Genomic DNA, 24104 nt, shown 5'->3' with positions numbered 1-24104 from the left:
ATTTTTCGTCCACTGCCCAACATCGACTGCACATTGAGTCCGGACATGAACCACCGGTCGCAGTGTTCGACAACAAAAGAACACCAAATAACAAATCCAAAAACGGGTGGAACACATGATTCCTTCACAGACTTCCCGCATGGCCCCGGCCATGAGCACTGCCAACGGTGGCATCGGCGACAAGATCCGCGGCGCCATGGCGGTCGGCAAAACCCGTTGGGGCATGCTGGCGCTGGTGTTTTTCGCCACCACCCTGAACTACATCGACCGCGCCGCCCTCGGCGTCATGCAACCGATCCTCGCCAAGGAAATGAGCTGGACGGCGATGGATTACGCCAACATCAACTTCTGGTTTCAGGTCGGCTACGCCATCGGTTTTGTCCTGCAAGGGCGGCTGATCGACCGGGTCGGCGTCAAGCGCGTGTTCTTCTGCGCCGTTCTGCTCTGGAGCCTGGCCACCGGCGCACACGGCCTGGCTACTTCGGCGGTGGGTTTCATGGTCTGCCGGTTTATTCTCGGCCTGACCGAGGCGGCGAATTACCCGGCCTGCGTGAAAACCACGCGCCTGTGGTTCCCCGCAGGGGAACGTGCCGTCGCCACCGGCATCTTCAATGCCGGCACCAATGTCGGCGCCATGTTCACGCCGATGCTGTTACCACTGGTTCTGCATGTGTGGGGCTGGCAGGCAGCGTTTCTGTGCATGGCGGCACTGGGCGGCATCTGGCTGGTGTTCTGGGGCTTGAAGTACTTCAACCCGGAAGACCACCCGAGCGTGAAACAGTCCGAACTGGATTACATCCAGCAGGAAGTCGAACCGGAACAGGCCCGCGTGCCGTTCTCGAAGATCCTGCGCATGCGTGGCACCTGGGCCTTCGCCCTCGCCTACTCGCTGACCGCGCCGGTTTTCTGGTTTTACCTGTACTGGCTGCCGCCGTTTCTCAATCAGCAATACAATCTGGGCATCAACGTGACCCAGATGGGTATTCCGTTGATCATCATCTACGTCACGGCCGACTTCGGCAGTGTCGGTGGCGGCATTCTGTCCTCGTTCCTGATCGGTCGCGGCATGAACTCGATCAAGGCGCGGTTGCTGTCGATGTTCCTGTTCGCCTGCTGCATCATCGGTGTGGTCATGGCCGCCGGTTCCGCCAATCTGTGGGTTGCTGTGGCTGCCATCTCCCTGGCGATCGGCGCGCATCAGGCCTGGACCGCGAACATCTGGAGCCTGGTGATGGACTACACGCCCAAGCACATGATGAGTACGGTGTTCGGCTTCGGCGGCATGTGCGCGGCGATCGGCGGGATGTTCATGACCCAGATCGTCGGCCACATCCTGACCGTGACGAATAACAACTACACCGTGCTGTTCACCCTGATTCCGGCGATGTATTTCCTCGCGCTGATCTGGATGTACTTCATGGCGCCGCGCAAGATTCCAACCATCACCGAGTGATCCAACCCCTGTAGGAGCTGCGGCACGCTGCGATCTTTTGATCTTTAACAACAAGATCAAAAGATCGCAGCGTGCCGCAGCTCCTACAGGGGTTTTGTGTCGCTACTTTCAGCGGCGGCTCTGCTGCCACGCTGCCGCCAAACCGCTGCAACAGATCACTGCAATACCGATCACCGTCAACCCACTCGGCGTGTGATTGAACAGCAGCCAGCCCAACAGCCCCGCAAACACAATCTGGCAATACCCGAACGGCGCCAGCAACGCCGGCGCGGCATGGCGGAATGCCTGGGTCAGGAACAGGTGCGCGGTCATCCCGCAACTGCCCAGCGCCAGCATCAGCCCGGCATGGGTCAACGTCGGCACCTGCCAGAAGAACGGCACCAGCGCACTCATCACCAACGTGTTGCACAACCCGGCGAAGAAGTTGCTGGTGGTCGGGCTGTCGACTTCGGCGAGCTTGCGAGTGAGCAACTGGTAGAAGCAAAAAAACAGTGCCGAGCACAGCGGCAGCAAAACAGCCGGTGTAAACAGTTCGCCACCGGGATGGACGATGATCAGTACGCCGATAAAACCGCAAATCACCGCGATCCATTGACTACGGGTCACTCGCTCCTTGAGCAGTGGCACCGACAACGCTGTCACCAGCACCGGCGCCAGAAAGTTCACCGCCGTGGCTTCTGCCAGCGGGATGTACATCAGCGCCGTGGTGAAGAACAGACTGGTGCCGAGCAGGCAAAGTGCGCGGATCAACTGCCACAAAGGCTTCTTGGTGCGCAGGACGCGCAACCCGGATTGCGGCAGAAAAATTCCCGCCATCAGCAGGGTGTGCACCACATAGCGCGCCCACACCACCATCACGATCGGATAAAACCCGGAGAGGTACTTCGACAGCGCGTCATGACTGGAGAACAGGAAGGTCGCCACGACGATCAGCATGATCCCTTTGAAGGGTTGGTTGACGCCGGATAACGGTGTACTGACGGTCATGAGCACTCCTTGTAAATACTGCGAAACAATCTAGAGCCGGGCGTCAGACTCTCACAGACAACATTCGAAATAGTGGGCGAACAGCGCACGGCATCGCCGGGAAACCTTAGAACACGAGCGCAAAACCGGTGCTGCCTGCTAGCCGAGTCTTTTATGACATAGGCAACTTCGACAAGTTAATACGGAAAAAAAGCACTTTGGTCTTTTTGGCTGGAATCGTCTTACGCGCTTTTACAGATTTGCCCTGCAAGCAATTGACCACCGCGGTTATTCATAGGCCTGGCGATTTCCGCCTGATCAACCTATGAGAGATACGCACAATGTTATGGAATAAACCAAAACCCAGCCAAAACGTGGACGACCAAAGGAAGGACAACCGGGTCCATAGCAAAACGGGGGCTCTGCTGACTGCAGGCCTGCTCGCCTCCATTGGAGCCGGCTCTGGCGTTTACTGGATGGGGGAGTCGGCAAAAGACCCAGCACCGGTCGCCTCGACGAAGGGCGAGATTGATGCGGTGTTCTTACCTTATGCCAAAGACGATCCGCATCGCTCTTTCGTGGAGGCGGTGCTGGGAAGTACCGAAGAGATATGGAGTGAGCTTTTGGCAAATCACGGGAAACTATATTCGCCGCCAACTCTGGTTCTGTATGACGTAAATACTTCGACGACCTGCGGTGTATTGCGCACAGGTGTGGACGGCCCGATGTATTGCCCACCCGATCAAAAAATCTTTATCAACCTCGACTCCCTCGCGCGACAGGCGGCCATCTCTTCGACCGTCAGCGATTTCGCCCAGGCGTATGTCATCGCCCATGAGGTCGCGCACCACGTCCAGAGCCTATCGGGACACTTGAAGAAAATTCAGGACGCCGATGACAGAGGCGAATCCATCGCCGGAGAAAACGGTCTCAGTGTCCGCGCGGAGTTGCAGGCAGACTGCCTGGCGGGGGCCTGGGCTCGCGCTGCACAAGAGAAGTTCAACTGGCTGGAACCGGGAGATATCGAGGAAGCCCTGACGGTTGCGCGCGCGTTAGGTGACGACAGACACGGAGTTGCCCCGAAGCACTACACCCATGGCACATCCGAACAGCGAGTCAAATGGTTTAAAACCGGCTTTGACAGGAATGGAGAATGCGCAACTATTGATAGCGCGACGTTATAGTGCCAATTCCGTACATGAGTCCGGATTTACACGACGATAGAACCGCAGGGCCAACCCGGGTGTCTGACGACCGGACTGGCGCCATACTCACGCACCAGCAACACTCATCATCACGTTCAATAGAGGATTCCCACATGCTATGGAAAAAAGGCCGACGCAGTGACAACGTCGTCGATGCCCGTGGTGATGATGCCGGCGGTGGCGGTGGCATGCGCTTTGGCGGCGGCAAGGGCCTGAGCATCGGGGCGATTCTGCTGATCGTCGGCATCGGCTGGATCACCGGGCAAGACCCGCTGCAGATCCTCGGCCAGCTCACCGGGCAAATGTCCGAACAACCGGCAGCCACTTCGCAGTCCCGCCAGGCACCGCCGGCCAACGATGAACAGGCAGAGTTCGTGCGCTCGATCCTCGGTGACACCGAAGACACCTGGGGCACGATTTTCCAGCAGGCTGGCCGGCAATATAAGGATCCGACCCTGGTGCTGTTCAGCAACCGGGTCAACTCCGCGTGCGGCCTGGCCACCTCGGCCACCGGCCCGTTCTACTGCCCGGCCGACCAGAAAGTCTATCTGGACATGGCGTTCTTCCAGGAAATGTCGCAACGCTTCAAGGCCGCCGGCGACTTCGCCCAGGCCTACGTGATCGCTCACGAAGTCGGACATCACGTGCAGACGCTTCTCGGTGTCTCGGCGAAAATTCAGACAGCCCGTCAGCAAGGTCGGCAGATGGAAGGTGACGGTGGCTTGCTGGTGCGTCAGGAGCTGCAGGCCGATTGTCTGGCCGGCGTCTGGGCCTACAGCGCGCAGAAGCGCCTGAACTGGCTGGAACCGGGTGACATTGAAGAAGCCATGAACGCGGCCAACGCCATCGGTGATGATCGCTTGCAACAACAGGGTCAGGGCCGTGTGGTGCCGGACTCGTTCACTCACGGTACGTCGGCGCAAAGGGTGCGCTGGTTCAAAACCGGATTCGCGCAGGGCCAGGTCAGCCAGTGCGACACCTTTGCGGCGAAAAACCTGTAAATGCATAAATGGCTTTTGGCTTTACTGATCGTCGGCAGCACCGCGCAAGCGGCTGGCGTCGACGCAATCAGCCCCGGGCGATTGCAACTCAAGGCCGGGGAAATGGCGGTGGGTATCGGCCCTGCGCCGGAGAAAATCGAGCGTGTGCTGATCGTCATTCATGGTCGCCTGCGTAACGCCGAGACCTATCGCAAGAGTGCCGAAAGCGCAGCTGAACTGGCGGGGCAAACCGCGCACACGCTGGTGATCGCCCCGCAGTTTCTCAATGAAAGTGACGTGCCCTTGTACTCATTGCCCGCGACAGTGTTGCGCTGGAAAGGCAACGAGTGGATGGGCGGCGGTTTATCCACAGGTCCGAATCCTTTGAGTTCCTATGCGGCGCTGGACGAAATCGTCGCCCGTATCACCGATCGCAAACAGTTTCCGGACGTCAAGCAGATCGTGATTTTTGGCCATTCCGGCGGAGGCCAGGTGGTGCAGCGTTATGCCCTGCTCGCCAAGGATCAGCCTGCGCTCAAGGCCAACGGCATTCGCCTGCGTTACGTGGTGGCGAATCCTTCCTCGTACGCCTATTTCAATGAACAGCGGCCCGTGGCATTCGATCACGCGCAATGTCCTGGCTTCAATCGCTGGAAGTACGGTCTGTCAGACATGCCGGTGTATGCCGGTGGGCAAACGCCGCTGCAGCTTGAAAGCAGTTACATCAAACGTGAGGTAATTTATCTGCTCGGGCAGCAGGACATCGACCCACAGCATCCGGCGCTGGACAAGAGTTGCTCGGCAAAAGCGCAGGGGGCGTATCGCCTGCAGCGGGGCAAGCTGTTTTTCGGTTACTTGCTGCGCCGCCATCCGGAAGGGGTGAATCAGCGCCTGGTTGAGGTGCCGGGGGTTGGGCATAACGGCGATGAGATGCTGACGTCGCCGGAGGGGCAGAAAGCGTTGTTTGATCAGTAAGTCTTGTGCTGAATCCTCTGACGCCATCGCGAGCAGGCTCACTCCTACAGGGGAACGCATTCCAATTGTAGGAGTGAGCCTGCTCGCGATGAGGCCCTTACTAACAACAAAACCTTCAGGCTGAGAGCATCCGCCGCAACTCGACACAATCCTGCGCATGCCAATCCGTCAGTTCCGGCCACGGGTTATCCGGCAGATTGACCAGCACCGTGCGCGCGCCCGCCGCACGGCCGCAATCCAGATCAAAACGGTAGTCGCCGACCATCACCATCTCACTGGCCGGCACATTCCACGCCTCTGCCAGTTTCAGCAAACCACCCGGGTGCGGCTTCGGTGGTGCTTCATCGCGGCCTAGCACATCGTCGACGGCAAAGCAGTCAGCCAGGCCGATTGCCTCCAGCGTCACATGCGCCAGTTCGCGCGCGTTGCGGGTCAGAATGCCGAGGCGATAACCGCGCGAATGCAGATCACGCACCAGCTCCACCGCGCCCGTCGCCGGAGTCGAGCCCAAGGCCAGATCGCGCTCATGTTCGAGCAACCACGCATGCTTTGCCGCCGCTTCATCGGCCGGCAAGGCGGCGAGATGGGTGAGGATGTCATCCTCGGGCGGAATCGCCAGCGCCACGCGAATCGCTGCGAAGTCATGCACCGCGACGGTCAGGGTGCCGTCCATGTCGAACACCCAGTGACGGACTTCGGCCAGGCTCATGCCCAATCCTTGCGATGCCGAATCAGGCCTTCCTGGGTGACCGAAGCAACCAGTTGCCCGGCACGGTTGAACACGCTGCCACGGGAGAATCCGCGCGAGTTGCCGGCCCACGGACTGTCCATCGCATAGAGCAACCAGTCATCGGCACGCAGGTCATTGTGGAACCACAGCGCGTGATCAAGGCTGGCGACCTGCATGTCTTTCTGCCAGACCGATTTGCCGTGAGGCAGCATCGAGGTGGTCAGCAGACCGAAGTCCGAGGCATAGGCCAGCAGGTATTTGTGCAGCGCCGGAATGTCGGCCAACGCACCGTCGGCGCGAAACCACACGTATTTCACCGGGTCCGCTGGCTGCGGGTTGTAGGGGTCTTTTTCGGTGACCGGGCGCACTTCGATCGGTTTCGGACACAAGAGTTTTTCGCGCATGTGCTCGGGGATCAGGTGCGCACGTTGCTGAGTCAGCTCCAGCTCCGACGGCAAGTTTTCCGGGCCGACCACGACTGGCATCTGGGTCTGGTGCTCGAAGCCTTCTTCGTCGTACTGAAAGGAAGCACTGCACGTGAAGATCGGATGGCCCTTCTGGATTGCCGTCACACGACGAGTGCTGAAGCTGCCGCCATCGCGCACGCGATCAACCGAATAGACCACCGGCAACTTGGCATCGCCCGGACGCAGAAAATAGCCGTGCATCGAATGCACATGGCGGGTTTCTTCAACGGTCTGACTGGCCGCCGACAGCGACTGGCCGAGCACCTGACCACCGAACAACTGACGGAAACCCAGGTCCTGGCTGCGGCCACGGAAGAGGTTTTCTTCGATCGGTTCCAGGGTCAGCAAATCGACCAGATCTTCCAACACTTGGCTCATTCAGGCTCTCCTCACACAAAGCTATACCGCGCAGTCTTGGCTACGGCGGTCGATTCAGATTCTGGCGCAGGCCAATGATTTGGCGGCCATTGTAAACGTCCGTGTCGGCTTATCCATGCAAGGTTTGCAGCCATTGTTCCCGGGTGATGCGATACAGCACATGCCTTCTTAACGGGTGTTCGACGGGGAGTTTCGGATGATCAAAGTCATCGGCCGGCGCGTGATGCATGCCGATCGCCTGCATGACTTTCTCCGAAGGCAGATTGCTTTGTGCGGTGAAAGACACGATCTCTTTCAAGGCCAATCGATCAAAGCCGCAGCGCAGAGCGGTCCACGCCGCTTCACTGGCGTAACCCAGGCCCCAATGTTCCTTGGCCAGACGCCAGCCGATTTCCACTGCCGGCGTGAATGACGCGTCGAAACCGACGACACCCAGCCCGGTGAACCCAATGAACTCGCCGCTGTCCTTGCGCTCCAGCGCCCACAAACCGTAGCCATGCTCGGCAAAATGTCCGCGTACCCGGCCAATCAGCGCGGCACTTTCCAGTCGGCTCAAGGGTGCCGGAAAGTAGCGCATGACCTGAGGATCGGCACACATCGCCGCAAATGCCGGCAAATCCTCGTCCTGCCACTGACGCATCAGCAGGCGTGCGCTTTCCAGTTGCAGTATCGGCTCCATCGTGCCCCTCCGTTTCCATGCCGCAAGTCTACATCGCTGGTAGGATCCTTCACTCTTTCCAACGTTCCCACGCGAAAAAGCCATGCCATTGCCGCTGATCTACCACGAAGACTACAGCCCCGAGTTCCCAGCGGATCACCGCTTTCCCATGGACAAGTTTCGTCTGTTGCGCGATCACCTGGTCGACAGCGGCCTGACCCGTGACGCCGATCTGTTGCGCCCCGAGATCTGTCCCAACGACATCCTCGCGCTGGCGCATGACCGTAGCTATATCGAACGCTACATGAGCGGCGAGTTGTCTCGCGAGGACCAGCGGCGCCTCGGCCTGCCGTGGAACGAAGCACTGGCGCGGCGCACGGTGCGGGCGGTCGGCGGTTCGATTCTGGCGGCGGAAAAAGCCCTGGAACATGGCTTGGCTTGTCATCTGGCGGGTGGCACCCATCACGCGCATTTCGACTACCCGGCCGGGTTCTGCATCTTCAATGACCTGGCGATCATCAGCCAATACCTGCTGCAAAGCGGCCGGGTCAATCGCGTGCTGATCTTCGATTGCGACGTGCATCAGGGCGACGGCACCGCGCGCATCCTGCACGACACACCGGAGGCGATTACCGTTTCCCTGCACTGCGAGAAGAATTTTCCTGCACGCAAAGCCGAAAGTGACTGGGATATTCCGCTGCCCAAAGGCATGGGCGATGCCGATTATTTGAAAGTAGTCGACGACACGCTCAACTATTTGCTGCCGCTGTATCAACCGGATCTGGTGTTGTATGACGCCGGCGTCGACGTGCACAAGGACGACGCCCTGGGCTATCTGCAACTGACCGACGAAGGTGTCGCCGCCCGCGATGAAAGCGTGATGCGCCATTGTCTGGGCCGTGACATCCCGGTGGTCGGCGTGATTGGTGGCGGCTACAGCAAGGACCGCCACGCCCTCGCCCGCCGCCACGGCATTCTTCATCACAGCGCGCAGCGGGTCTGGACGTCACACGGTTGTCATTGAGCTGTGCTGCGTTACCCACAATCGCTGTGGAACTGCCTGTGGATAACCTGAGTGAAAGGGACTACAGGCCACAGCGAACATAGCGTACAGCGCACTGATCACTTTTTAACCAGAACCCTGCAGGAGCTGCCGAAGGCTGCGATCTTTTGCTCTTGGCCGTAAAAATCAACAGCAAAAGATCGCAGCCTTCGGCAGCTCCTACAAAGATCCCGGCTGTTAGAATGCGCGCCTTATCCCGCCATACCGCAGCGCACGCCATGACTCAGAACACCGCCTCCTCCCCCGCTCACGTCGCCATCATCGGCGGTGGACCTGCCGGCCTGATGGCCGCCGAAGTGCTGAGCCAGGCCGGAGTACGCGTCGATTTGTACGACGGCATGCCCTCGGTGGGCCGCAAGTTCCTGCTGGCCGGGGTCGGCGGCATGAACATCACCCATTCCGAAGCCTACCCGGCGTTCCTTTCGCGCTACGCCGAACGTGCACCGCAAATCGCCCCGTTGCTGCGCAGCTTCGATGCCGATGCGTTGTGCCGCTGGATTCACGATCTGGGCATCGAAACCTTCATCGGCAGCTCCGGCCGTGTATTCCCCACCGACATGAAAGCCGCCCCGTTGCTGCGCGCCTGGCTCAAGCGTCTGCGCGACAGCGGCGTAGTTATCCACACCCGCCATCACTGGCTCGGTTGGGATGAACAAGGTGCGCTGCGCATCGACAGCCCGGAAGGCGAGAAAACCTTAAAGCCGGACGCCACCCTGCTCGCCCTCGGCGGCGGCAGTTGGTCGCGACTCGGTTCCGACGGTGCCTGGATGCTGGCGCTGGAACAGCGCGGTGTAGGACTGGCGCCATTGCAGCCAAGTAACTGCGGCTTCGAGGTGCAGGCATGGAGCGAATTACTCGTCAGTAAATTCGCCGGCGCGCCGCTGAAAAATATCGCCATCGGCTTGAACGACGACATTCCCCGCTTGGGCGAATGCGTGATCACCGCGACCGGCATTGAAGGAAGTTTGATCTACGCGTTGTCGGCACCGATGCGTGAGGCGATCAACGCGCACGGCTCAGCGACCATTCACATTGACCTGCTGCCGGGCCGGCCTGTGGATAAAATTCAGGCTGCGTTGAGCAAACCGCGTGGCTCGCGCTCGATGTCCAAGCACTTGCACAGTCAGGTCGGGATTGATGGGGTGAAAGCGGCGCTGCTGCGTGAATTGACTGACGCTGCAGCATTCGCTGATCCGGCGTTGTTGGCCCGGGCGATCAAGGCATTGCCACTGACCGTGGTGAAAACCCGTCCGCTGGATGAAGCGATCAGCAGTGCGGGTGGCGTGACGTTCGAGGCGATGGATGAGCGACTGATGCTCAAGGCATTGCCGGGAGTTTTCTGCGCGGGCGAGATGCTGGATTGGGAAGCGCCGACGGGCGGGTATTTGCTGACGGGGTGTTTTGCCAGTGGACGGGCTGCGGGGTTGGGGATGGTGGAGTGGTTGCAGCGTCAGGACTGAAGACAGCACAAAACCTTTAGGAGCTGTCGAGTGAAACGAGGCTGCGATCTTTTGATCTTTCTTGAAGCAAGATCAAAAGATCGCAGCGTGCCGCAGCTCCTACAGGGGTATCGCGCTGCGTCGAAGTGATTGGGCCTGCCTGACAGGCTCCGCGACTTTTATGGCTTGCGCTTACGCGGCCCAGTGTTAAACACCGGCACCTTGCGCACAGGCTTGATCGAAGGCTCCGGCGCCTGCGTTTCGCCGCTATCGACCCACTTACCGAGATTGCGCTTGCCGCCACCGCCGGAGGTTTTCGGCTTTTTCGGTTTCTTCGGCTTCTTGATCACCTGACCGCTGGCATCGGTATCCGGCACGCGGTGCTCAGGCTCGAAATCCGGCTCGTTCTGACGCTTCAACGTCTGACGCGTCAGCATTTCAATCGCCGACAACATGTTCACTTCGTCCGCGCACACCAGCGAAATCGCCTCGCCGGTCGCACCCGCACGGCCAGTACGGCCGATCCGGTGAATGTAATCCTCGGCGACAATCGGCAGGTCGAAGTTGATCACCAGCGGCAGATCTTCGATATCCAGACCACGGGCCGCGACATCGGTGGCCACCAGAATCTGCACTTCGCTGAGTTTGAAGCGATCCAGCGCACGCTGACGGGTCGCTTGCGGTTTATCACCGTGGATACCGTCCGCGTTGACACCCAGCCCCTGCAGTTTTTCCACCAGCGCATCGACGCCGTTGCGGGTCTTGGCGAATACCAGCACTTGCTTCCACTTGTTCTTGCGCATCAAGTGCACGAACAGTTCCGCCTTGCGCTTCTTGTCCACCGTCACGATCCACTGCTTGACGGTGTTGGCCGCGACGTTGCGCGGGCTGACTTCAACGCTCAGCGGATCGTTGAGCATCTGCCCGGCCAGCAGGCGGATGTCATCAGAGAAGGTCGCGGAGAACAGCAGGGTCTGGCGCTTTTTCGGCAGCATGCGGTAAATGTTCGCCAGTTCTTCGGAGAAGCCCAGGTCGAGCATACGATCGGCTTCATCCAGCACCAGAGTCTGCAACTGATCGAGTTTCAGCGCGTTCTGGCGGAACAGGTCGATCAGGCGACCAGGCGTGGCGACCAGCACGTCGACGCCGCCGCGCAGCTTCATCATCTGCGGATTGATGCTGACACCGCCGTACACCGCGTAAGTGCGCAACGGCAGGTTCTCGGCGTACTGACGCACGGCTTCGTGAACCTGCTCGGCCAGCTCGCGGGTCGGCACCAGAATCAGCGCACGCGCCGAATTGGCAGCGACTTTCGGCCCTTCCATGGCCAGCAACTGCAGCAGCGGCAAGGCGAAACCGGCGGTCTTGCCAGTGCCGGTCTGGGCGGCAGCCATCAGGTCACGACCGGCCAGCACGGCCGGAATGGCTTGCGCCTGAACCGGCGTCGGGGTCTGGTAGCCGAGCGTCTCAAGGGAGCGCAGCAAGGGTTCGATCAGGCCAAGAGAGGCGAAAGTCATGGAAGTACCGTAGGAAAATTCAGCGCGATTGTGCAAAACGAATGTGCAATGCCGCGCAGTTTACCCTAATTCGTACGCTGTTCCGCGGGAACGGCTGTCGGCGCTGCGACTGGCGGCAGTACTGGCCGGCGCCACTGCGGCAAGCCAATCAACACCACAGCGCTGATGATCACCAGCATCGCCAGCGCCTCTTCGATACCAATAGTCTCGCCAACAAACACGATCCCGAGCAACACCGCCACCGCCGGGTTGACGTAGGCATAACTGGTCGCCGCCGCCGGGCGCACGTGCTTGAGCAGGTACATGTAGGAATTGAAGGCGATGATCGAGCCGAAGAAAATCAGATACGCCAGCGCCAGCCAGCCTTCAATCGGCGGCAGCGCTTGCAGGCGTTCGCCGCTCAGCGCACTGCCGATCAGCAGCACCACCCCGCCGACCAGCATTTCCACGGCACTGGCCATCGCACCCTGCGGCAGCGGCAGATGCCGGCTCCACACCGAACCGAAAGCCCAGGCCGCTGCAGCAAAAATCAGCAACGCGGCACCCAGCGGACTCGATTGCAGATTGGACCCCATGTTGAGCATGGCAATGCCGACAATGCCCAAGCCCACCCCGGCCCACTCGAGACGAGTATTACGTGCGCCCCAGAAATAACCGAAGAGCAAGGTGAACAACGGCACCGTCGCCACCGCCAACGCCGCCACGCCCGAAGCCACCCCCGAGTGCTCGGCCACACTCACTGCACCGTTACCGAAGCTGAGCAGCAAAATCCCGATGATCCCCGCCGCTTTCCACTGCGCCCAAGTCGGCGCCGGTGCCCCGCGCCAGCGCAGGAACCCGTACATCAACGCGCCGGCAATCACAAAACGCACGCCGCCGAGCATCAGCGGCGGCCAGTATTCGACGCCAATGCGGATCACCAGATAGGTCGATCCCCAAATCACATACAACGCAAAAAACGCGGCGATCAGCGGCAAGGAAAAACGGCGCAGGGCAGACATGAGCAACTCGACAGTCAGAGTCAGGAGACTGGATATTCTAGAAAGGCCAGCAGGCAAAAATAAGCTACAAAACCTGTTTATCGCGCCGGTACACTTTGGAAATCACGGAGATCGACCGCGATTCGACAGTGGCGAAGTTCTGGGTTAGCGAGACATCGATTGTGTTGTCGAGCGCCATCGAAAAGCGCGTGCCGTTGGGGCACATCGAAGGCAACGGCAAGTAGAGTTCTCCTGTAGGAGCTGCCGCAGGCTGCGATCTTTTGATCTTGCTTTTAAAAACAAGATCAAAAGATCGCAGCCTCGTTTCACTCGACAGCTCCTACAGGGAAGCTTCAGTGATTTTGGGATCAGCGATAGCGCTGCAGATGTTCGCTGACTTTGGCGGCCGGGACTTTCTGCAGTTTGCACAGCAGGTCATGGGATAACTCACGCACGCCATGCTTGCTGCGCAATTCATCCGCCAGATGCGCCATCAGATTCGCCGCCATCTCCGCATCCGCCATCGCCCGGTGAGCCTGACCGGTGTGCGGCAGACGCGCAAACGTGGTGAGCGTGCCGAGCTTGTGATTCGGCGCGGCCGGCATCAAGCGGCGAGCCAACAGTAGCGAACAGGCGAAGTTTTGCAGGCGCGTGCGCTTGATCCGCCCCAGCTCGAAGTCCCAGAACTTCTGGTCGAACGAAGCGTTGTGCGCGACCAGTGGCGTGCAGCCGACAAACTCGTTGACCTCGTTCATCACCTGCTCTGCCGGTGGCGCGGTGCGCAGCATGGCGTTGCTGATGCCGGTCAGTTGTTCGATGAACGCGGGGACGCGCACACCGGCGTTCATCAGGCTCTGGTAACGCTCGACTATGCGGCCGTTTTCCAGCATGACCACGGCGATTTCCGTGGCGCGACAGCTGCTGTTTGGCGAGAGGCCAGTGGTTTCAAAGTCGATGACTGCAATGCGTTCCAAACCGGGTTCAACTCCGTACAAATCAATTCTTCAGTAACCGCTCAATTCTTCAGTAGCAGTGCGCCTTCGATCGGCACGTAACGGCTGGCGGCGCGGATCAGCGAGTTGGCGGTGAGGCCGGGAACACCGTAAGCGACCGCTTGCACCCCGTGTTTGCTGATGATGCGCTCCAGCAGCATGTCGAAATCGCCATCACCGGACGCCAGCACAACTTCGTCGACGTGGTCGGCGGCGTCCATGATGTCGAGGGTGATGCCCACGTCCCAGTCGCCCTTGGCCGAGCCGTCGCTGCGCTGGATGTACGGCTTGAGCTTCACGATGAAGCCGAGGTTGCGCAGGATCTGCTGGAACTGCTGCTGCTTGCTGTCGCCACGGTCGATCGCGTAGGCGTAGGCCTCGACGATCTGCCCGTCCTTGCTGATGTCTGCCCACAGCGCCGCGTAGTTGAAGTGGCAACCATAGGCCTGACGCACGGTGTAGTAGAGGTTCTGCACGTCGGCGAACACTGCGATTTTTTTCACCGGAGTTCCTGTGAGCGCACAAGCGCACGAAGCGGGATCAGGCGCCAGGCCCGAAAATGGCGCTCAGTATGCCAGCCAAGAGGAAGGTTCAGCGAATAATCACCGGCAGGCGCCAAGGTAGCACTGACGAGTGGTGACCTGTGGCGAGGGGATTTATCCCCGTTGGGGCGCGCAGCGGCCCCCTGAAAAACGGGGCTGCTTCGCAGCCCAACGGGGATAAATCCCCTCGCCACAGGGTCGGTGTCACATTCGAAAGGGTGGATTAGACAAAGGAATCGTCGTCATCGAAGAACGATGAATTGTCATCGCTGTAGTCGGCATCGGAAACGCCACTCTGGTCGTTACCGGCCATGCGCTGGTCATCGCCCCAACCGCTGTTGCTCTGATCTGCAACCTGCGCTGGCTCTTCCTTGATCACTTCAACAATTTCTTCCGGCTGCTGATTGTGATGAAACAGGCTGCTGATGCCCTGCGCCAGCATCACACCACCGGCCACGCCAGCGGCGGTTTTCAATGCGCCGCCGAGAAAGCTGCTGCCTGCCGCCGGAGCCGCTTGTTGCGCGTAGTTAGGCGACTGTGCGCCGAAGCCCTGCTGCGGCGCGGGCGCATTGAAGTTCTGCTGCGGTGCCGGTTCACGCCAGCCGCCAGTGGATGCCGGGGTGCTCTGGGCCGGTGCCGGACGCGAATTGCCGCCGCCAAAGATGCTCGATAGAAAACCACCGCCACCGCTCGGCGTCGGCGCCGCACCTTGGGCCTTGGCCGATTGCAGTTCGGCCTGCAACTGCTGGACTTGCCGGGTCAGTTGCTTGTTCTGTTCGTCGAGGCTCTTGAGCGCTGCCTCTTGCACCAGAATCGCCTGGGTCATGAAATAACCTGCCGCCGGTTGGCGTGTCAGGTGTTCCTTGATCCGCGTCTCGGCCTGGGCGTCGCGCGGGGCTGCTTCCGTTTCGGCCTGTTGCAGCCGGGAAAACAATCCATCGATCAGGGTTTGCTCTTCGCTGTTCATGGCGACCTCGTAGATTGCCGGGGAAAACATTGCCCTCGTCCACACTGGACGGGGTGCTCACCTGTAATGGCGACGGTGACAGGATGTTTCAACGACCTTTACCGAATGTTTACGTTTGTGCCGCGCCGCACATCATCGGTTAAAGTGAGCCACTGTTTTCGACCTGCGATACCGACTGATGAATGCCTTCGAAGTGCTGCGCGACTCTCTGTATTTTTTCAAACGCCATTTGGTCAGCATCGTGCAGCTGTGCCTGCCGCTGGTGATCGTCGAAGCCATTTTGCAACAGGTGGTCGATCGCGCCACCGGGCCGGAGAGCTTTGCGGCGAGCAGCATCATCGTCGGCCTGGTGATTTATCCGTTGTATACCGCCGCGCTGATTCTGTTTCTCGATGCCCGCAGCCGTGGCGAGTCGCCGCGCAACCGCGACCTGCTGGCGATGGCAGCCACCCTGTGGCCACGCTTCGCCTTGCTCACGGCGCTGAATACCTTGCTGATCCTGTTGGGCATTTCGCTGTACTTCCTGCCGGGCCTGATCCTCATGGTGATGCTGGCGTTCGGCGAATACCTGCTGGTCCTGCGCGGCCTCAATCCATTGCACGCCATGAAAGAAAGCCTGCGCCTGACCCGTGGGCATTTCTGGCGAATCCTGCTGTGCATTCTCTGCGTGATGACACCGCTGTGGCTGCTCAAAGGGGCGAGCCTGGCGGTTTATCCAGAGCCGCAAAACCCGGTGATCGCCGTCCTGATCGACAGTGCCCACAGCTTCCTGCAACTGTTCACCAGCGTGGTGCTGTTTCGCCTGTTCATGCTGATCAGCGAATCGCCTGACAAACGTAGCGGCGCGGTCTGACTGCTTTGGCCTTGGGCGACGGGCGCGCACTCGGGTATGCTCGGGGCCACTTTCTGTAACGCTATAAGCCGAGCCATGACCCGTCTGCTGCGCTACACCCTGTTGCTTGTTGTGCTCGCCATCGCGCTGATCGGCGTGCTGTTGTTCAGCCTGACCTGGCGCCCCGACACCCGGGAAAACCTGCCGATCAGTTGCACCGGCACCCCGCCGACACTGGTGCCCGGGCAAGCGCTGAAAGTCATGACCTGGAACGTGCAGTACCTGGCCGGCAAGCGTTACGTATTCTGGAATGATCTGGCCCAGGGCAACGACGAAGCGCCGACCCTGGAAGACATGGCCTTCAGTCTCGATGAAGTGGCGCGGGTGATCCGCGACGAGCAACCCGATGTGGTGCTGTTGCAGGAACTGGATGACGGCGCCAAGGCCAGCGACTATCAGGATCAGCTCAAGCTGTTGCAGGAGCGGGTCGCCGATCTGTATCCGTGCAGCGTCAGCACTTTCGACTGGAAAGCCGACTTCGTCCCCGAACCCCACATCTTTGGCAGCGTCGGCCGGCAACTGGCGACCCTGAGCCGCTACCGCATCGAACATGCCGAACGCCTGCAATTGCCGGTGGCTTCGAGCAATTTCATCAGCCGCCAGTTTCAGCCCAAAAACGCCCTGCTTGCGACCCGTCTGCCGCTCAGCGATGGCGGGCAACTGACCGTATTCAATACGCATCTGGAACGACCCGGCCAACCGAATGACACCTTGCAGGCGCAGGTGACGGCCGTGGCCAAGGTACTCGACAAGTATGAAAGCCAAGGCTTGCCGTGGCTGATCGGCGGCGACTTCAACCTGCTGCCCCTCGGCCAATATCGCCGTTTGCCCGCCGAGCAGCGCACGCCCTACGCCGCCGACAGCGAGTTACATCTGCTGTGGGACAAATACCCGATGATCCCGAACAACAACGAAGCCAGCGGCATCAATCGCGCCCAGTGGCTGACGCACTACCCCAACGATCCCGGCCTCAACGGCCCGGATCGCACGGTCGACTATCTGTTCTACAGCCCGAAGATCAAACGGGTCGAAGCGATGGTGCGCCAGGACGATACCTTGCGCATTTCCGATCACTTGCCAGTGATCGCCCGCTTCCTGCTCCCGTCCACCCCATAGCAACGGCATTGCTCCAGCGGCCCTCGAATTTACAACATGGAAGACGCATGAAAATCTTGTTGATGTGCAAGGACATCGGCGGTTATGCCCGTAAATTGGCTGACTATCTGAGGAAGCATAACGACGTGTGCTTCATTGATACGTCGGCAATGGCCAACACGTTCGATCGAGCCCCCAAGATCATCCGTCGCCCGCTCAAGCGTTGGGCCCAGTTGCGCCAGGTCAAACGCGCCATAGGTGCAGGCGGTCGATTCGACGTTGCCCTCATCATCAACCCGGCGCAAATCGATCCGAAGCAGTTAGCGGCGGGATTCAGTGCCAGCGACCGCAAGATTGCCTACCTTTACGACAGCTTCAGCCGCTGGCCGATGAGTCACGAAGAGCTGGCCAGTTACGACGAGGTGTTTTCATTCGACCCGGAGAATGCCAAGAGTCACGGTCTGAAAAAACTGCACAATTTCATTTACGACGATTATGTTGCTGACGGTGCGCCCGGGGATTATTCGGCGTTTGTGGTGATGGCCGGCAAGGACCGGGTACCGGCACTTGAAGGTCTGGCGAAAGCGTTCGATCGCCTCGGCATTACCGATTACAGGTTTCTGGTGCAGTGCAAACCGATCCCGGGGGCTCATCCGGGCATTACGTTTTTCGAGCAGCGAATGTCGCTGGAATCTGTGGGCGAGTTGGTAAAACGCTCGCGGATCATTCTGGACATTTCCAAGCCGGGTCAGACCGGTTTGAGCTTTCGCTTTTTCGAAGCCATGGCCTCGCGAAAAAAGGTCATCACGACCAACAAAAGCGTTGTCGATTACGACTTCTACAATCCGGCGAACATTCTGGTCATCGACGAAAACAGCCCGGTGATTCCGGAGCATTTCATCACAACCCCGTACGTGGACATCCCTGCACCCATCTATGAGAAATACACGCTGCAGGGTTGGGTAAGGACGGTTTTCTCGCAGCAATGAATGTGTGGCCAACTCACATCCTGTAGGAGCTGCCGCAGGCTGCGATCTTTTGATCTTGAAAGACAACATCAAAAGATCGCAGCCTGCGGCAGCTCCTACACGGACGGGGTACAGCGCTGTTCGAGCGATGAATTACGGGCTGCGATCGTTTGTTCTTCAGGTGCCACGAGGTTTGGCCCGGGCAGTGGCCTCGGCCACCAACGGATCATCCGGCCAATAATGCTTGGGATACCGTCCCTTCAAATCCTTCTTCACCTCGGCATAAGTGCTGCGCCAGAAGTTGGCCAGATCCTGCGTCACCTGCACCGGCCGCCGCGCGGGTGACAGCAGATGCAGCTTGACCACTTGCCTGCCGCCAGCAATTCGCGGGGTTTCGGCCAGCCCGAACAACTCCTGCAAACGCACCGCCAGAATCGGCGGAAACTCGCTGTAATCCAGACGAATCGACGAACCCGACGGCACGCTCAGATGATGTGGCGCCAGCTCATCCAGCCGTTGCGGCAGCGGCCACGGCAGCAGATTGCGGACGATGCTCGACAGATCCAGATTGGCGAAATGACTGAGCCGCGAAACTTTGCCCAGATACGGCATCAGCCAGTGTTCAAGGGACTTCATCAGCGCAGCATCGCTGACGTCCGGCCATTGGCTTGCGTCTTGGGTCTGCAGATCCAGCTGCCGCAGCAGGGCGACACGCGCCTGCCACTGGCGCAGTTCCGGAGTCCACGGCAGCAACTCAAGACCCTTGCGCCGCACCAGATTGACCAGTGCCTGACTGCGCGCGCTTTCATCGAGACCGGTCAACGGTTCACGACTGAGGATCAACTCACCGACCTTGCGCTGACGCTCGGCGCGCAACACACCTTCGCGCTCGTCCCAGTCCAGTTGATCGACGCACTGCACCTGCTCGGCCAGCACCGAATCAAACAGCGTCGGATCAAAATCCGCCGCCAGATAAATCCGTTCTTCGCGCTGGCCCTGACGGCTGCCGAGGTCGGCAATCACAATCCACGGCTCTTTCATCAAGCTGTCGGCTTCGGCGAACAGCGCGGCGCGACCATTGGCCAAGCGATATTCGGCGCCACCAGCGCGGCGCTGTTGGGCGACACGGTCTGGATAGGCCAGCGCCAGCAAAGCGCCAAGCCAGCGCGGATGATCCGGATCGTCGACCGGTTCACTCGCCTTACCGCGCAGGTAACCGCGATATTGCCGCGCCAGTTGCCGCGCACGCTGCACGCCGCCCTGCGCCCCACGGGTTGCGCGCTCTTCGCCCGAAAGCAGAACCAGTCGGCTGTGCAGGTCGGCCCCGGCGCCGCGCAAGATATCGCGCTCGCCCAGCAGCGCGGCGACATCGCAAGCCATCGTCGCCAGCCCCAACGCCTGACCGCGCAGCAATAAGTGGCCGATACGCGGATGCGCCGGCAATTCGGCCATGGCCTGACCGTGCGCAGTCAGCGCCTCGCCGTCCAGCGCACCCAGACGCTGCAACAAATCCTGCGCCTGTGCATAAGCCGCTGCCGGCGGCACGTCGAGCCAGACCAGTTCGCCCGGCGTCACGCCCCAGCGCCCCAGTTGCAACGCAAGGCTGGCCAGATCTGCCGAGAGAATTTCCGCACTGCCGTATGCCGCCAGTTGCTCGTGTTGATCCTGCGACCACAAGCGATAACAAACGCCCGGCTCCAGTCGCCCTGCCCGGCCTGCGCGTTGGGTGGCGCTGGCCTTGGAAATGCGTTGAGTGTCGAGGCGGGTCATGCCGCTGCCCGGATCAAAACGCGGTACCCGCGCCAGCCCGGCATCGATCACCACCCGCACGCCGTTGATGGTCAAACTGGTTTCGGCGATGTTGGTCGCCAGCACCACTTTGCGCTGACCGGGCGGAGCCGGATCGATGGCGGCTCTTTGCGCGTTCAGATCAAGCTCACCGTGTAACGGACAGAGCAACACGTCGCTGCGCGCGCCGATGGCGTCGCTCAGTTGCTGATGGACTCGACGGATTTCCGCCTGCCCCGGCAGAAACACCAACACGCTGCCGGTTTCATCATTGATTGCTTCGAGCACCGTGTGCGTCACGCGTTGATCAATGTATTCGCCGGGCTGAAACGGCCGGCCCCAGCGCATTGTCACCGGGTACATGCGCCCTTCGCTGCGCAGGATCGGCGCGTCGTCGAGCAAACCGGCCAGGCGTTCGCCTTCCAGCGTTGCGGACATCAGCAAAATCTTCAGCGGCTGTTCAGCGCGAAACAGCTCGCGACCGTTCAGACTTAATGCCAGCGCCAGATCGGCGTCGAGGCTGCGTTCGTGGAATTCGTCGAAGATCAGCAGACCCACGCCTTCCAGCGCCGGGTCGTCCTGCAAGCGGCGGGTGAGAATGCCTTCGGTGACCACTTCGATGCGGGTATTGGGGCCAACCTTGCTGTCGAGGCGGATGCGATAACCGACGGTTTCGCCGACCTTCTCGCCCAACTCGCTGGCCAGTCGCTCCGCTGCGGCACGCGCCGCCAGACGACGCGGCTCAAGCATCAGGATGGTTTGGCCATTGAGCCAGGCCTCATTGAGCAGCGCCAAGGGCACGCGGGTGGTTTTACCGGCGCCGGGCGGTGCTTCGAGCACGGCTTCGTGGCGTGTCGCCAACGCTTCACGCAGGGCGGGTAAAACTTCATCGATCGGCAAAGAAATCATGCTGGCTCCCCAGGGCGTGCCCACAGTAAATGGCGAGTCACGTTAAAGATGTGAGCGTGCCAGGCAAGGCGCGGGACGCAGGTAAGGGTCGTTTCCTTGCCAAGTCCCGCAACGCAGCATGGCGCGCTCACAGCTTTAGCCCGGAGGGCCGAACCCCGACAGGACTCATCAGCCTTCACGCGGTGTCGAACTGGAGAAAACAACTTCAATCCTCAACATATTTCGGTAGGGGTGAGACGAGGCCGCAATTTACTGTGGGCACGCCCTGCCAGCGGCGAGTATAACGGCGAACTGCTTGGCGTTCGTCAGGGTCTTAACTTCACACGACGACGCTTCGTTATTAGATGACTCAGGAGATATTTCCCATGCGTTTACCTTTTCGCCTGATCGGCGGCGTGCTGGTCGCCACCCTGCTCACTCAAATCACCGCGTGCGGCTCGATTTTCTATCCGGATCGTCGCGGCCAGATCGACGGCAAGATTGACCCGGCGATTGCCGTGCTCGATGCGGTCGGGCTGCTGTTCTACGTGATCCCCGGGCTGATCGCATTTGCTGTCGACTTCGCCACTGGCGCGATCTATTTCGAACCGGGGCACACCGCACAGATCGATCCGGCCAAGCTCAAGCAAGCCGTCGGCCCGGACGGTCAGGTCGATAACCACAAATTGCAGGCTATTCTCGAAACTGAGCTGGGGCGCAACTTCCCGCTGGACGATCCACGCCTGATCCAGCACAAGGGCAGCACTCAGCAACTGGCGATGTTCGGCCTGCAACCTGCCGCATAAGGAATCACCCTGCCCATGACCTCCAGCCCCGAACACGCCCGCCTGCTGCGGCTGGCCACCCGCGCCTCGGTGGCGGTGGCCTGTACGCTGATCGTCGCCAAAGCCATCGCCTGGTGGCTGAGCGGTTCGGTGAGCATGCTCGCCGGTCTCACCGACTCGACGCTGGATGGCATCACTTCGTTGCTCAATCTGCTTGCGGTGCATTACGCGTTGCGACCAGCGGATGACGATCACCGCTATGGCCATGGCAAGGCTGAGTCGCTGGCCGGCATGGCGCAGGCGCTGTTCATTGGTGGCAGTGCGGTGTTGATCGCATTTCAGGCTTATGAGCGGTTGACCAATCCGCAGCCGCTTGGCGCGCCATGGCTGAGCATTGGCGTGATCGTGTTTTCCCTGCTGCTGACGCTGGCGTTGCTGGTGTTGCAACATCGGGTGATCAAGGCGACCGGCTCCAACGCCGTGCGCGCCGACTCGCTGCACTACCGCTCGGACATGCTGCTAAACGGCAGCATTCTGATTGCGCTGGTGCTGGCCGGGTTTGGTTTTGAGCAACTGGATGCGTGGTTCGGCCTGGGGATTGCTGCCTACATCCTGTGGAGCGCGGTGCAGATCGCCCGAGAAAGTTTCTCAGTGTTGATGGACGAGGAACTGCCGACCGACGTCAGCCAGCACATGCTCGAACTGGCGTGCAGTGTGCCGGGAGTGCTGGGCGCGCATGACTTGCGCACGCGAATCTCGGGCAACCACTGGTTTGTGCAGTTGCATCTGGAATTGCCGGGGGAGCTGACGTTGTCCGTCGCGCACGGCATCAGCGATCAGGCCGCCGATGCCATTCACAAAGCCTACCCGCGAGCCGAAGTGCTGGTGCACGCCGACCCGCAGGAAGTAGTGCTGGCCGCCAGGGCTCAGTAGCTGACCTGATAACCGCGACTGCTCAGGCAATTACCCTGAGCCTGACGGTAGGCCTGAACCACCTCGGGCGCCGGTTGATACGTCGCGGTGCGCGGATCGAAACCGCTTTGCTGCACCGCGAACTGATAACACTGGTATCCGTCCTGCTGCACCTGCTGCGGCGACTGTCCATTGGCCGGATAGGCCTCGACGTCGTAGCCTTGGGATTGCGGCTGTTGCTGCTGCACGGGCGGCGCGACCACGATGTAATCCTGCGTGGCCTCCTGATACGCGTAGTACGAACCGGCAGCGAGAAACAGCAGCGACCCACCGATCCACACTTCACGGGCGTAATCCGGCAAGTACTGCGTGCGAATCCCGCGCGGCGGTTGCACGACGATGTAGCGCGGGCCTTGCGGGCGATACCAGTAGCCGCCGGAATAGAAGTAGTCCTGACCGCGATACGGCACGCGATAGTCACGATCCGGGAAGCGATCGATCACATGCCCCGGCCGATATTGCGGGCCGGGGCCCCAACCATTGCCGTGACCGTCCGGACGTCCGGGCCAGCGATGGTCGTCGGGCCGATTGCCGGTCTGCCAATGCTGGTTGTTGTAGCCGTTTTGTGGACGCTCATCGCGGTAGTAACCCTGACGCGGTTCCTGGGTCTGGCGCACGGCGTCGGGGCGCGGCTGGATCGGCAGGCTGTTGGCCGGTAACTGCGGCGGTGGAGGAGGCTGGCGCACCGGATTGGGGTTGTAAGCCGGACGGTTCTGGCCGTTGTTTTGCTGACCGTTGTGCTCGAACTGGCGGCTGTTGTCGCCACGAATGATCTCGTTGTTCTGCGGGCGCGGCTGATTCTGCTGCTGCGGATTGTTCTGCCCACGCGGCTGATGGTCGCCGCCATGGCCCTGATTATTGCCCTGATGCTCCGGCCCGCGGCCGCCGCCATCCGGGCCACGATTTTGCGGCTCATCGGCCAGTGCCTGCGCACTGATATTCATACACAGCAAACCAACACCGGCCAGCTGCCAGATGCGCGACTTCATGAAATTCCTCACTGCGGCTCAGAGCCCTGAATTGGAGTGGCCTGTAGCTAAGACCGGGGAAATACACACCGGGTTCTGCAACAGGTTATCAGTCGCGCAACTTATTTATTGAGCGGCGCAGCAGCAAATCGCGCACAAGAAAAAAGGGAGACCCGTCGGCCTCCCCTTAGAGAACTTCGTCCTGGCTCGACGCTTTTGACGTCGGCTCACCTCACGCCGTCTTGTGGACAGTGCGTAGCTCGGGGGCCGGCCCAACCCCGGTGGGGGTGGCGGCCGCGGCAGGCCGGATTGGGCGGGCCGCGTGGACTGTGTTACCGAGCAGTGATTCTGGTAATAAGAATAGGCTTGAGGCCGCGACAGAGGATTGCGAAGATTGCTCAAATAAACACCACTTGCGCAATTTTTAACCCTGGAT

The 24104-nt window shown here is 60.3% G+C and carries 22 protein-coding genes and 1 pseudogene; 12 read left to right on the top strand and 11 right to left on the bottom strand.

Going from position 1 to position 24104, the window contains the following annotated elements:
- Positions 1-115: 115 nt before the first annotated feature.
- Positions 116-1453: an MFS transporter gene (locus tag ICA16_RS24610; protein WP_150602159.1), complete on the top strand. Its 1338-nt coding sequence runs from the start codon at positions 116-118 to the stop codon at positions 1451-1453.
- Between the two features lie 108 nt (positions 1454-1561).
- On the opposite strand, the gene ICA16_RS24605 is transcribed toward ICA16_RS24610, so the two are convergent.
- Positions 1562-2440 (bottom strand): DMT family transporter, encoded by an 879-nt coding sequence (locus ICA16_RS24605; RefSeq protein WP_210701833.1) that lies wholly within the window; start codon positions 2438-2440, stop codon positions 1562-1564.
- Between the two features lie 320 nt (positions 2441-2760).
- Here ICA16_RS24605 and ICA16_RS24600 point away from each other — a divergent pair, with 320 nt between their 5' ends.
- From ICA16_RS24600 to ICA16_RS24590, 3 genes are all read left to right on the top strand, one after another.
- Entirely contained in the window at positions 2761-3603 is an 843-nt protein-coding gene (locus ICA16_RS24600) for a neutral zinc metallopeptidase (RefSeq protein WP_210701832.1), read from the top strand.
- 134 nt (positions 3604-3737) lie between these two features.
- Entirely contained in the window at positions 3738-4625 is an 888-nt protein-coding gene (ypfJ, locus tag ICA16_RS24595; protein WP_210701831.1) for a KPN_02809 family neutral zinc metallopeptidase, read from the top strand.
- The gene (locus tag ICA16_RS24590) at positions 4626-5579 is read left to right on the top strand and encodes an alpha/beta fold hydrolase (protein WP_150617333.1); all 954 of its coding nucleotides are present in this window, start codon (positions 4626-4628) and stop codon (positions 5577-5579) included. It begins immediately after the preceding gene.
- 115 nt (positions 5580-5694) lie between these two features.
- On the opposite strand, the gene ICA16_RS24585 is transcribed toward ICA16_RS24590, so the two are convergent.
- The 3 genes from ICA16_RS24585 to ICA16_RS24575 form a co-directional block, all read right to left on the bottom strand.
- Positions 5695-6288, bottom strand: coding sequence for an HAD family hydrolase (locus ICA16_RS24585; RefSeq protein WP_150602154.1), 594 nt, complete (start codon positions 6286-6288; stop codon positions 5695-5697).
- Positions 6285-7154 (bottom strand): acyl-CoA thioesterase II, encoded by an 870-nt coding sequence (tesB, locus tag ICA16_RS24580; RefSeq protein WP_150602153.1) that lies wholly within the window; start codon positions 7152-7154, stop codon positions 6285-6287. The genes ICA16_RS24585 and tesB overlap by 4 nt, the downstream gene beginning before the upstream one ends.
- Before the next feature lie 109 nt (positions 7155-7263).
- On the bottom strand, positions 7264-7833 hold the full coding sequence (locus ICA16_RS24575; RefSeq protein WP_210701830.1) for a GNAT family N-acetyltransferase: 570 nt from the start codon (positions 7831-7833) through the stop codon (positions 7264-7266).
- 82 nt (positions 7834-7915) lie between these two features.
- Here ICA16_RS24575 and ICA16_RS24570 point away from each other — a divergent pair, with 82 nt between their 5' ends.
- Positions 7916-8836 (top strand): histone deacetylase family protein, encoded by a 921-nt coding sequence (locus ICA16_RS24570; protein ID WP_210701829.1) that lies wholly within the window; start codon positions 7916-7918, stop codon positions 8834-8836.
- A 257-nt stretch (positions 8837-9093) separates the two neighbouring features.
- A complete protein-coding gene (locus tag ICA16_RS24565) occupies positions 9094-10335 on the top strand; it encodes a TIGR03862 family flavoprotein (RefSeq protein ID WP_210701828.1) in 1242 nt (413 codons plus the stop codon).
- A gap of 158 nt (positions 10336-10493) precedes the next feature.
- Here ICA16_RS24565 and ICA16_RS24560 read toward each other — a convergent pair whose 3' ends face one another.
- Both ICA16_RS24560 and yedA read right to left on the bottom strand, forming a co-directional pair.
- Positions 10494-11831, bottom strand: coding sequence for an RNA helicase RhlE1 (locus ICA16_RS24560; RefSeq protein ID WP_210701827.1), 1338 nt, complete (start codon positions 11829-11831; stop codon positions 10494-10496).
- Between the two features lie 65 nt (positions 11832-11896).
- Positions 11897-12832, bottom strand: coding sequence for a drug/metabolite exporter YedA (gene yedA / locus ICA16_RS24555; RefSeq protein WP_150602148.1), 936 nt, complete (start codon positions 12830-12832; stop codon positions 11897-11899).
- A gap of 128 nt (positions 12833-12960) precedes the next feature.
- On the opposite strand from yedA, the pseudogene ICA16_RS28255 reads away from it, so the two are divergent.
- Positions 12961-13056, top strand: a pseudogene (locus tag ICA16_RS28255) (Lrp/AsnC family transcriptional regulator); the annotation flags it as partial.
- 123 nt (positions 13057-13179) lie between these two features.
- Here the strand turns inward: ICA16_RS28255 and ICA16_RS24550 are convergent.
- From ICA16_RS24550 to ICA16_RS24540, 3 genes are all read right to left on the bottom strand, one after another.
- Entirely contained in the window at positions 13180-13785 is a 606-nt protein-coding gene (locus tag ICA16_RS24550) for a 3'-5' exonuclease (RefSeq protein ID WP_210701826.1), read from the bottom strand.
- A 41-nt stretch (positions 13786-13826) separates the two neighbouring features.
- Positions 13827-14306: a LabA-like NYN domain-containing protein gene (locus tag ICA16_RS24545; RefSeq protein ID WP_042561201.1), complete on the bottom strand. Its 480-nt coding sequence runs from the start codon at positions 14304-14306 to the stop codon at positions 13827-13829.
- A gap of 262 nt (positions 14307-14568) precedes the next feature.
- A complete protein-coding gene (locus tag ICA16_RS24540; protein ID WP_210701873.1) occupies positions 14569-15312 on the bottom strand; it encodes a DUF2076 domain-containing protein in 744 nt (247 codons plus the stop codon).
- Between the two features lie 178 nt (positions 15313-15490).
- On the opposite strand from ICA16_RS24540, the gene ICA16_RS24535 reads away from it, so the two are divergent.
- The 3 genes from ICA16_RS24535 to ICA16_RS24525 all read left to right on the top strand — a co-directional run bounded on the left by ICA16_RS24535 (position 15491) and on the right by ICA16_RS24525 (position 18288).
- Positions 15491-16165 carry a YciC family protein gene (locus ICA16_RS24535; RefSeq protein WP_150617325.1) on the top strand — a complete coding sequence of 225 codons (675 nt, stop codon included), beginning with the start codon at positions 15491-15493 and terminating at the stop codon, positions 16163-16165.
- Positions 16166-16240: 75 nt separating this feature from the next.
- Positions 16241-17320: an endonuclease/exonuclease/phosphatase family protein gene (locus ICA16_RS24530; RefSeq protein WP_210554866.1), complete on the top strand. Its 1080-nt coding sequence runs from the start codon at positions 16241-16243 to the stop codon at positions 17318-17320.
- A gap of 47 nt (positions 17321-17367) precedes the next feature.
- A complete protein-coding gene (locus tag ICA16_RS24525) occupies positions 17368-18288 on the top strand; it encodes a WaaS/CpsH family glycosyltransferase (protein ID WP_210701825.1) in 921 nt (306 codons plus the stop codon).
- A 156-nt stretch (positions 18289-18444) separates the two neighbouring features.
- On the opposite strand, the gene hrpB is transcribed toward ICA16_RS24525, so the two are convergent.
- Positions 18445-20964 carry an ATP-dependent helicase HrpB gene (hrpB, locus tag ICA16_RS24520; RefSeq protein ID WP_210701824.1) on the bottom strand — a complete coding sequence of 840 codons (2520 nt, stop codon included), beginning with the start codon at positions 20962-20964 and terminating at the stop codon, positions 18445-18447.
- 365 nt (positions 20965-21329) lie between these two features.
- Between hrpB and ICA16_RS24515 the strand changes: the two genes are divergently transcribed.
- Positions 21330-21749 (top strand): hypothetical protein, encoded by a 420-nt coding sequence (locus tag ICA16_RS24515; RefSeq protein ID WP_042561222.1) that lies wholly within the window; start codon positions 21330-21332, stop codon positions 21747-21749.
- 15 nt (positions 21750-21764) lie between these two features.
- Positions 21765-22661, top strand: coding sequence for a cation diffusion facilitator family transporter (locus ICA16_RS24510; RefSeq protein WP_150617321.1), 897 nt, complete (start codon positions 21765-21767; stop codon positions 22659-22661).
- Here ICA16_RS24510 and ICA16_RS24505 read toward each other — a convergent pair.
- Positions 22655-23689: a DUF6515 family protein gene (locus tag ICA16_RS24505; protein ID WP_210701823.1), complete on the bottom strand. Its 1035-nt coding sequence runs from the start codon at positions 23687-23689 to the stop codon at positions 22655-22657. The two genes, ICA16_RS24510 and ICA16_RS24505, sit on opposite strands and share 7 nt — an antisense overlap.
- Between the last annotated feature and the right edge of the window lie 415 nt (positions 23690-24104).

The sequence above is a fragment of the Pseudomonas anatoliensis genome, from assembly GCF_017976235.1.
Taxonomy (GTDB): Bacteria; Pseudomonadota; Gammaproteobacteria; order Pseudomonadales; family Pseudomonadaceae; genus Aquipseudomonas; species Aquipseudomonas anatoliensis.
This window is presented reverse-complemented; position numbering and strand designations above follow the sequence as displayed.

What these genes read in the sequence shown, in the direction of transcription:
- ICA16_RS24610 (WP_150602159.1), top strand. Translation starts at nt 116, where the DNA reads ATGATTCCTTCACAGACTTCCCGCATGGCCCCGGCCATGAGCACTGCC.
- ICA16_RS24505 (WP_210701823.1), bottom strand. Translation starts at nt 23,689, where the DNA reads ATGAAGTCGCGCATCTGGCAGCTGGCCGGTGTTGGTTTGCTGTGTATG.
- ICA16_RS24525 (WP_210701825.1), top strand. Translation starts at nt 17,368, where the DNA reads ATGAAAATCTTGTTGATGTGCAAGGACATCGGCGGTTATGCCCGTAAA.
- hrpB (WP_210701824.1), bottom strand. Translation starts at nt 20,964, where the DNA reads ATGATTTCTTTGCCGATCGATGAAGTTTTACCCGCCCTGCGTGAAGCG.
- ICA16_RS24530 (WP_210554866.1), top strand. Translation starts at nt 16,241, where the DNA reads ATGACCCGTCTGCTGCGCTACACCCTGTTGCTTGTTGTGCTCGCCATC.
- ICA16_RS24515 (WP_042561222.1), top strand. Translation starts at nt 21,330, where the DNA reads ATGCGTTTACCTTTTCGCCTGATCGGCGGCGTGCTGGTCGCCACCCTG.
- ICA16_RS24605 (WP_210701833.1), bottom strand. Translation starts at nt 2,440, where the DNA reads ATGACCGTCAGTACACCGTTATCCGGCGTCAACCAACCCTTCAAAGGG.
- ICA16_RS24575 (WP_210701830.1), bottom strand. Translation starts at nt 7,833, where the DNA reads ATGGAGCCGATACTGCAACTGGAAAGCGCACGCCTGCTGATGCGTCAG.
- ypfJ (WP_210701831.1), top strand. Translation starts at nt 3,738, where the DNA reads ATGCTATGGAAAAAAGGCCGACGCAGTGACAACGTCGTCGATGCCCGT.
- ICA16_RS24590 (WP_150617333.1), top strand. Translation starts at nt 4,626, where the DNA reads ATGCATAAATGGCTTTTGGCTTTACTGATCGTCGGCAGCACCGCGCAA.
- ICA16_RS24565 (WP_210701828.1), top strand. Translation starts at nt 9,094, where the DNA reads ATGACTCAGAACACCGCCTCCTCCCCCGCTCACGTCGCCATCATCGGC.
- yedA (WP_150602148.1), bottom strand. Translation starts at nt 12,832, where the DNA reads ATGTCTGCCCTGCGCCGTTTTTCCTTGCCGCTGATCGCCGCGTTTTTT.
- ICA16_RS24540 (WP_210701873.1), bottom strand. Translation starts at nt 15,312, where the DNA reads ATGAACAGCGAAGAGCAAACCCTGATCGATGGATTGTTTTCCCGGCTG.
- ICA16_RS24600 (WP_210701832.1), top strand. Translation starts at nt 2,761, where the DNA reads ATGTTATGGAATAAACCAAAACCCAGCCAAAACGTGGACGACCAAAGG.
- tesB (WP_150602153.1), bottom strand. Translation starts at nt 7,154, where the DNA reads ATGAGCCAAGTGTTGGAAGATCTGGTCGATTTGCTGACCCTGGAACCG.
- ICA16_RS24560 (WP_210701827.1), bottom strand. Translation starts at nt 11,831, where the DNA reads ATGACTTTCGCCTCTCTTGGCCTGATCGAACCCTTGCTGCGCTCCCTT.
- ICA16_RS24535 (WP_150617325.1), top strand. Translation starts at nt 15,491, where the DNA reads ATGAATGCCTTCGAAGTGCTGCGCGACTCTCTGTATTTTTTCAAACGC.
- ICA16_RS24510 (WP_150617321.1), top strand. Translation starts at nt 21,765, where the DNA reads ATGACCTCCAGCCCCGAACACGCCCGCCTGCTGCGGCTGGCCACCCGC.
- ICA16_RS24570 (WP_210701829.1), top strand. Translation starts at nt 7,916, where the DNA reads ATGCCATTGCCGCTGATCTACCACGAAGACTACAGCCCCGAGTTCCCA.
- ICA16_RS24585 (WP_150602154.1), bottom strand. Translation starts at nt 6,288, where the DNA reads ATGAGCCTGGCCGAAGTCCGTCACTGGGTGTTCGACATGGACGGCACC.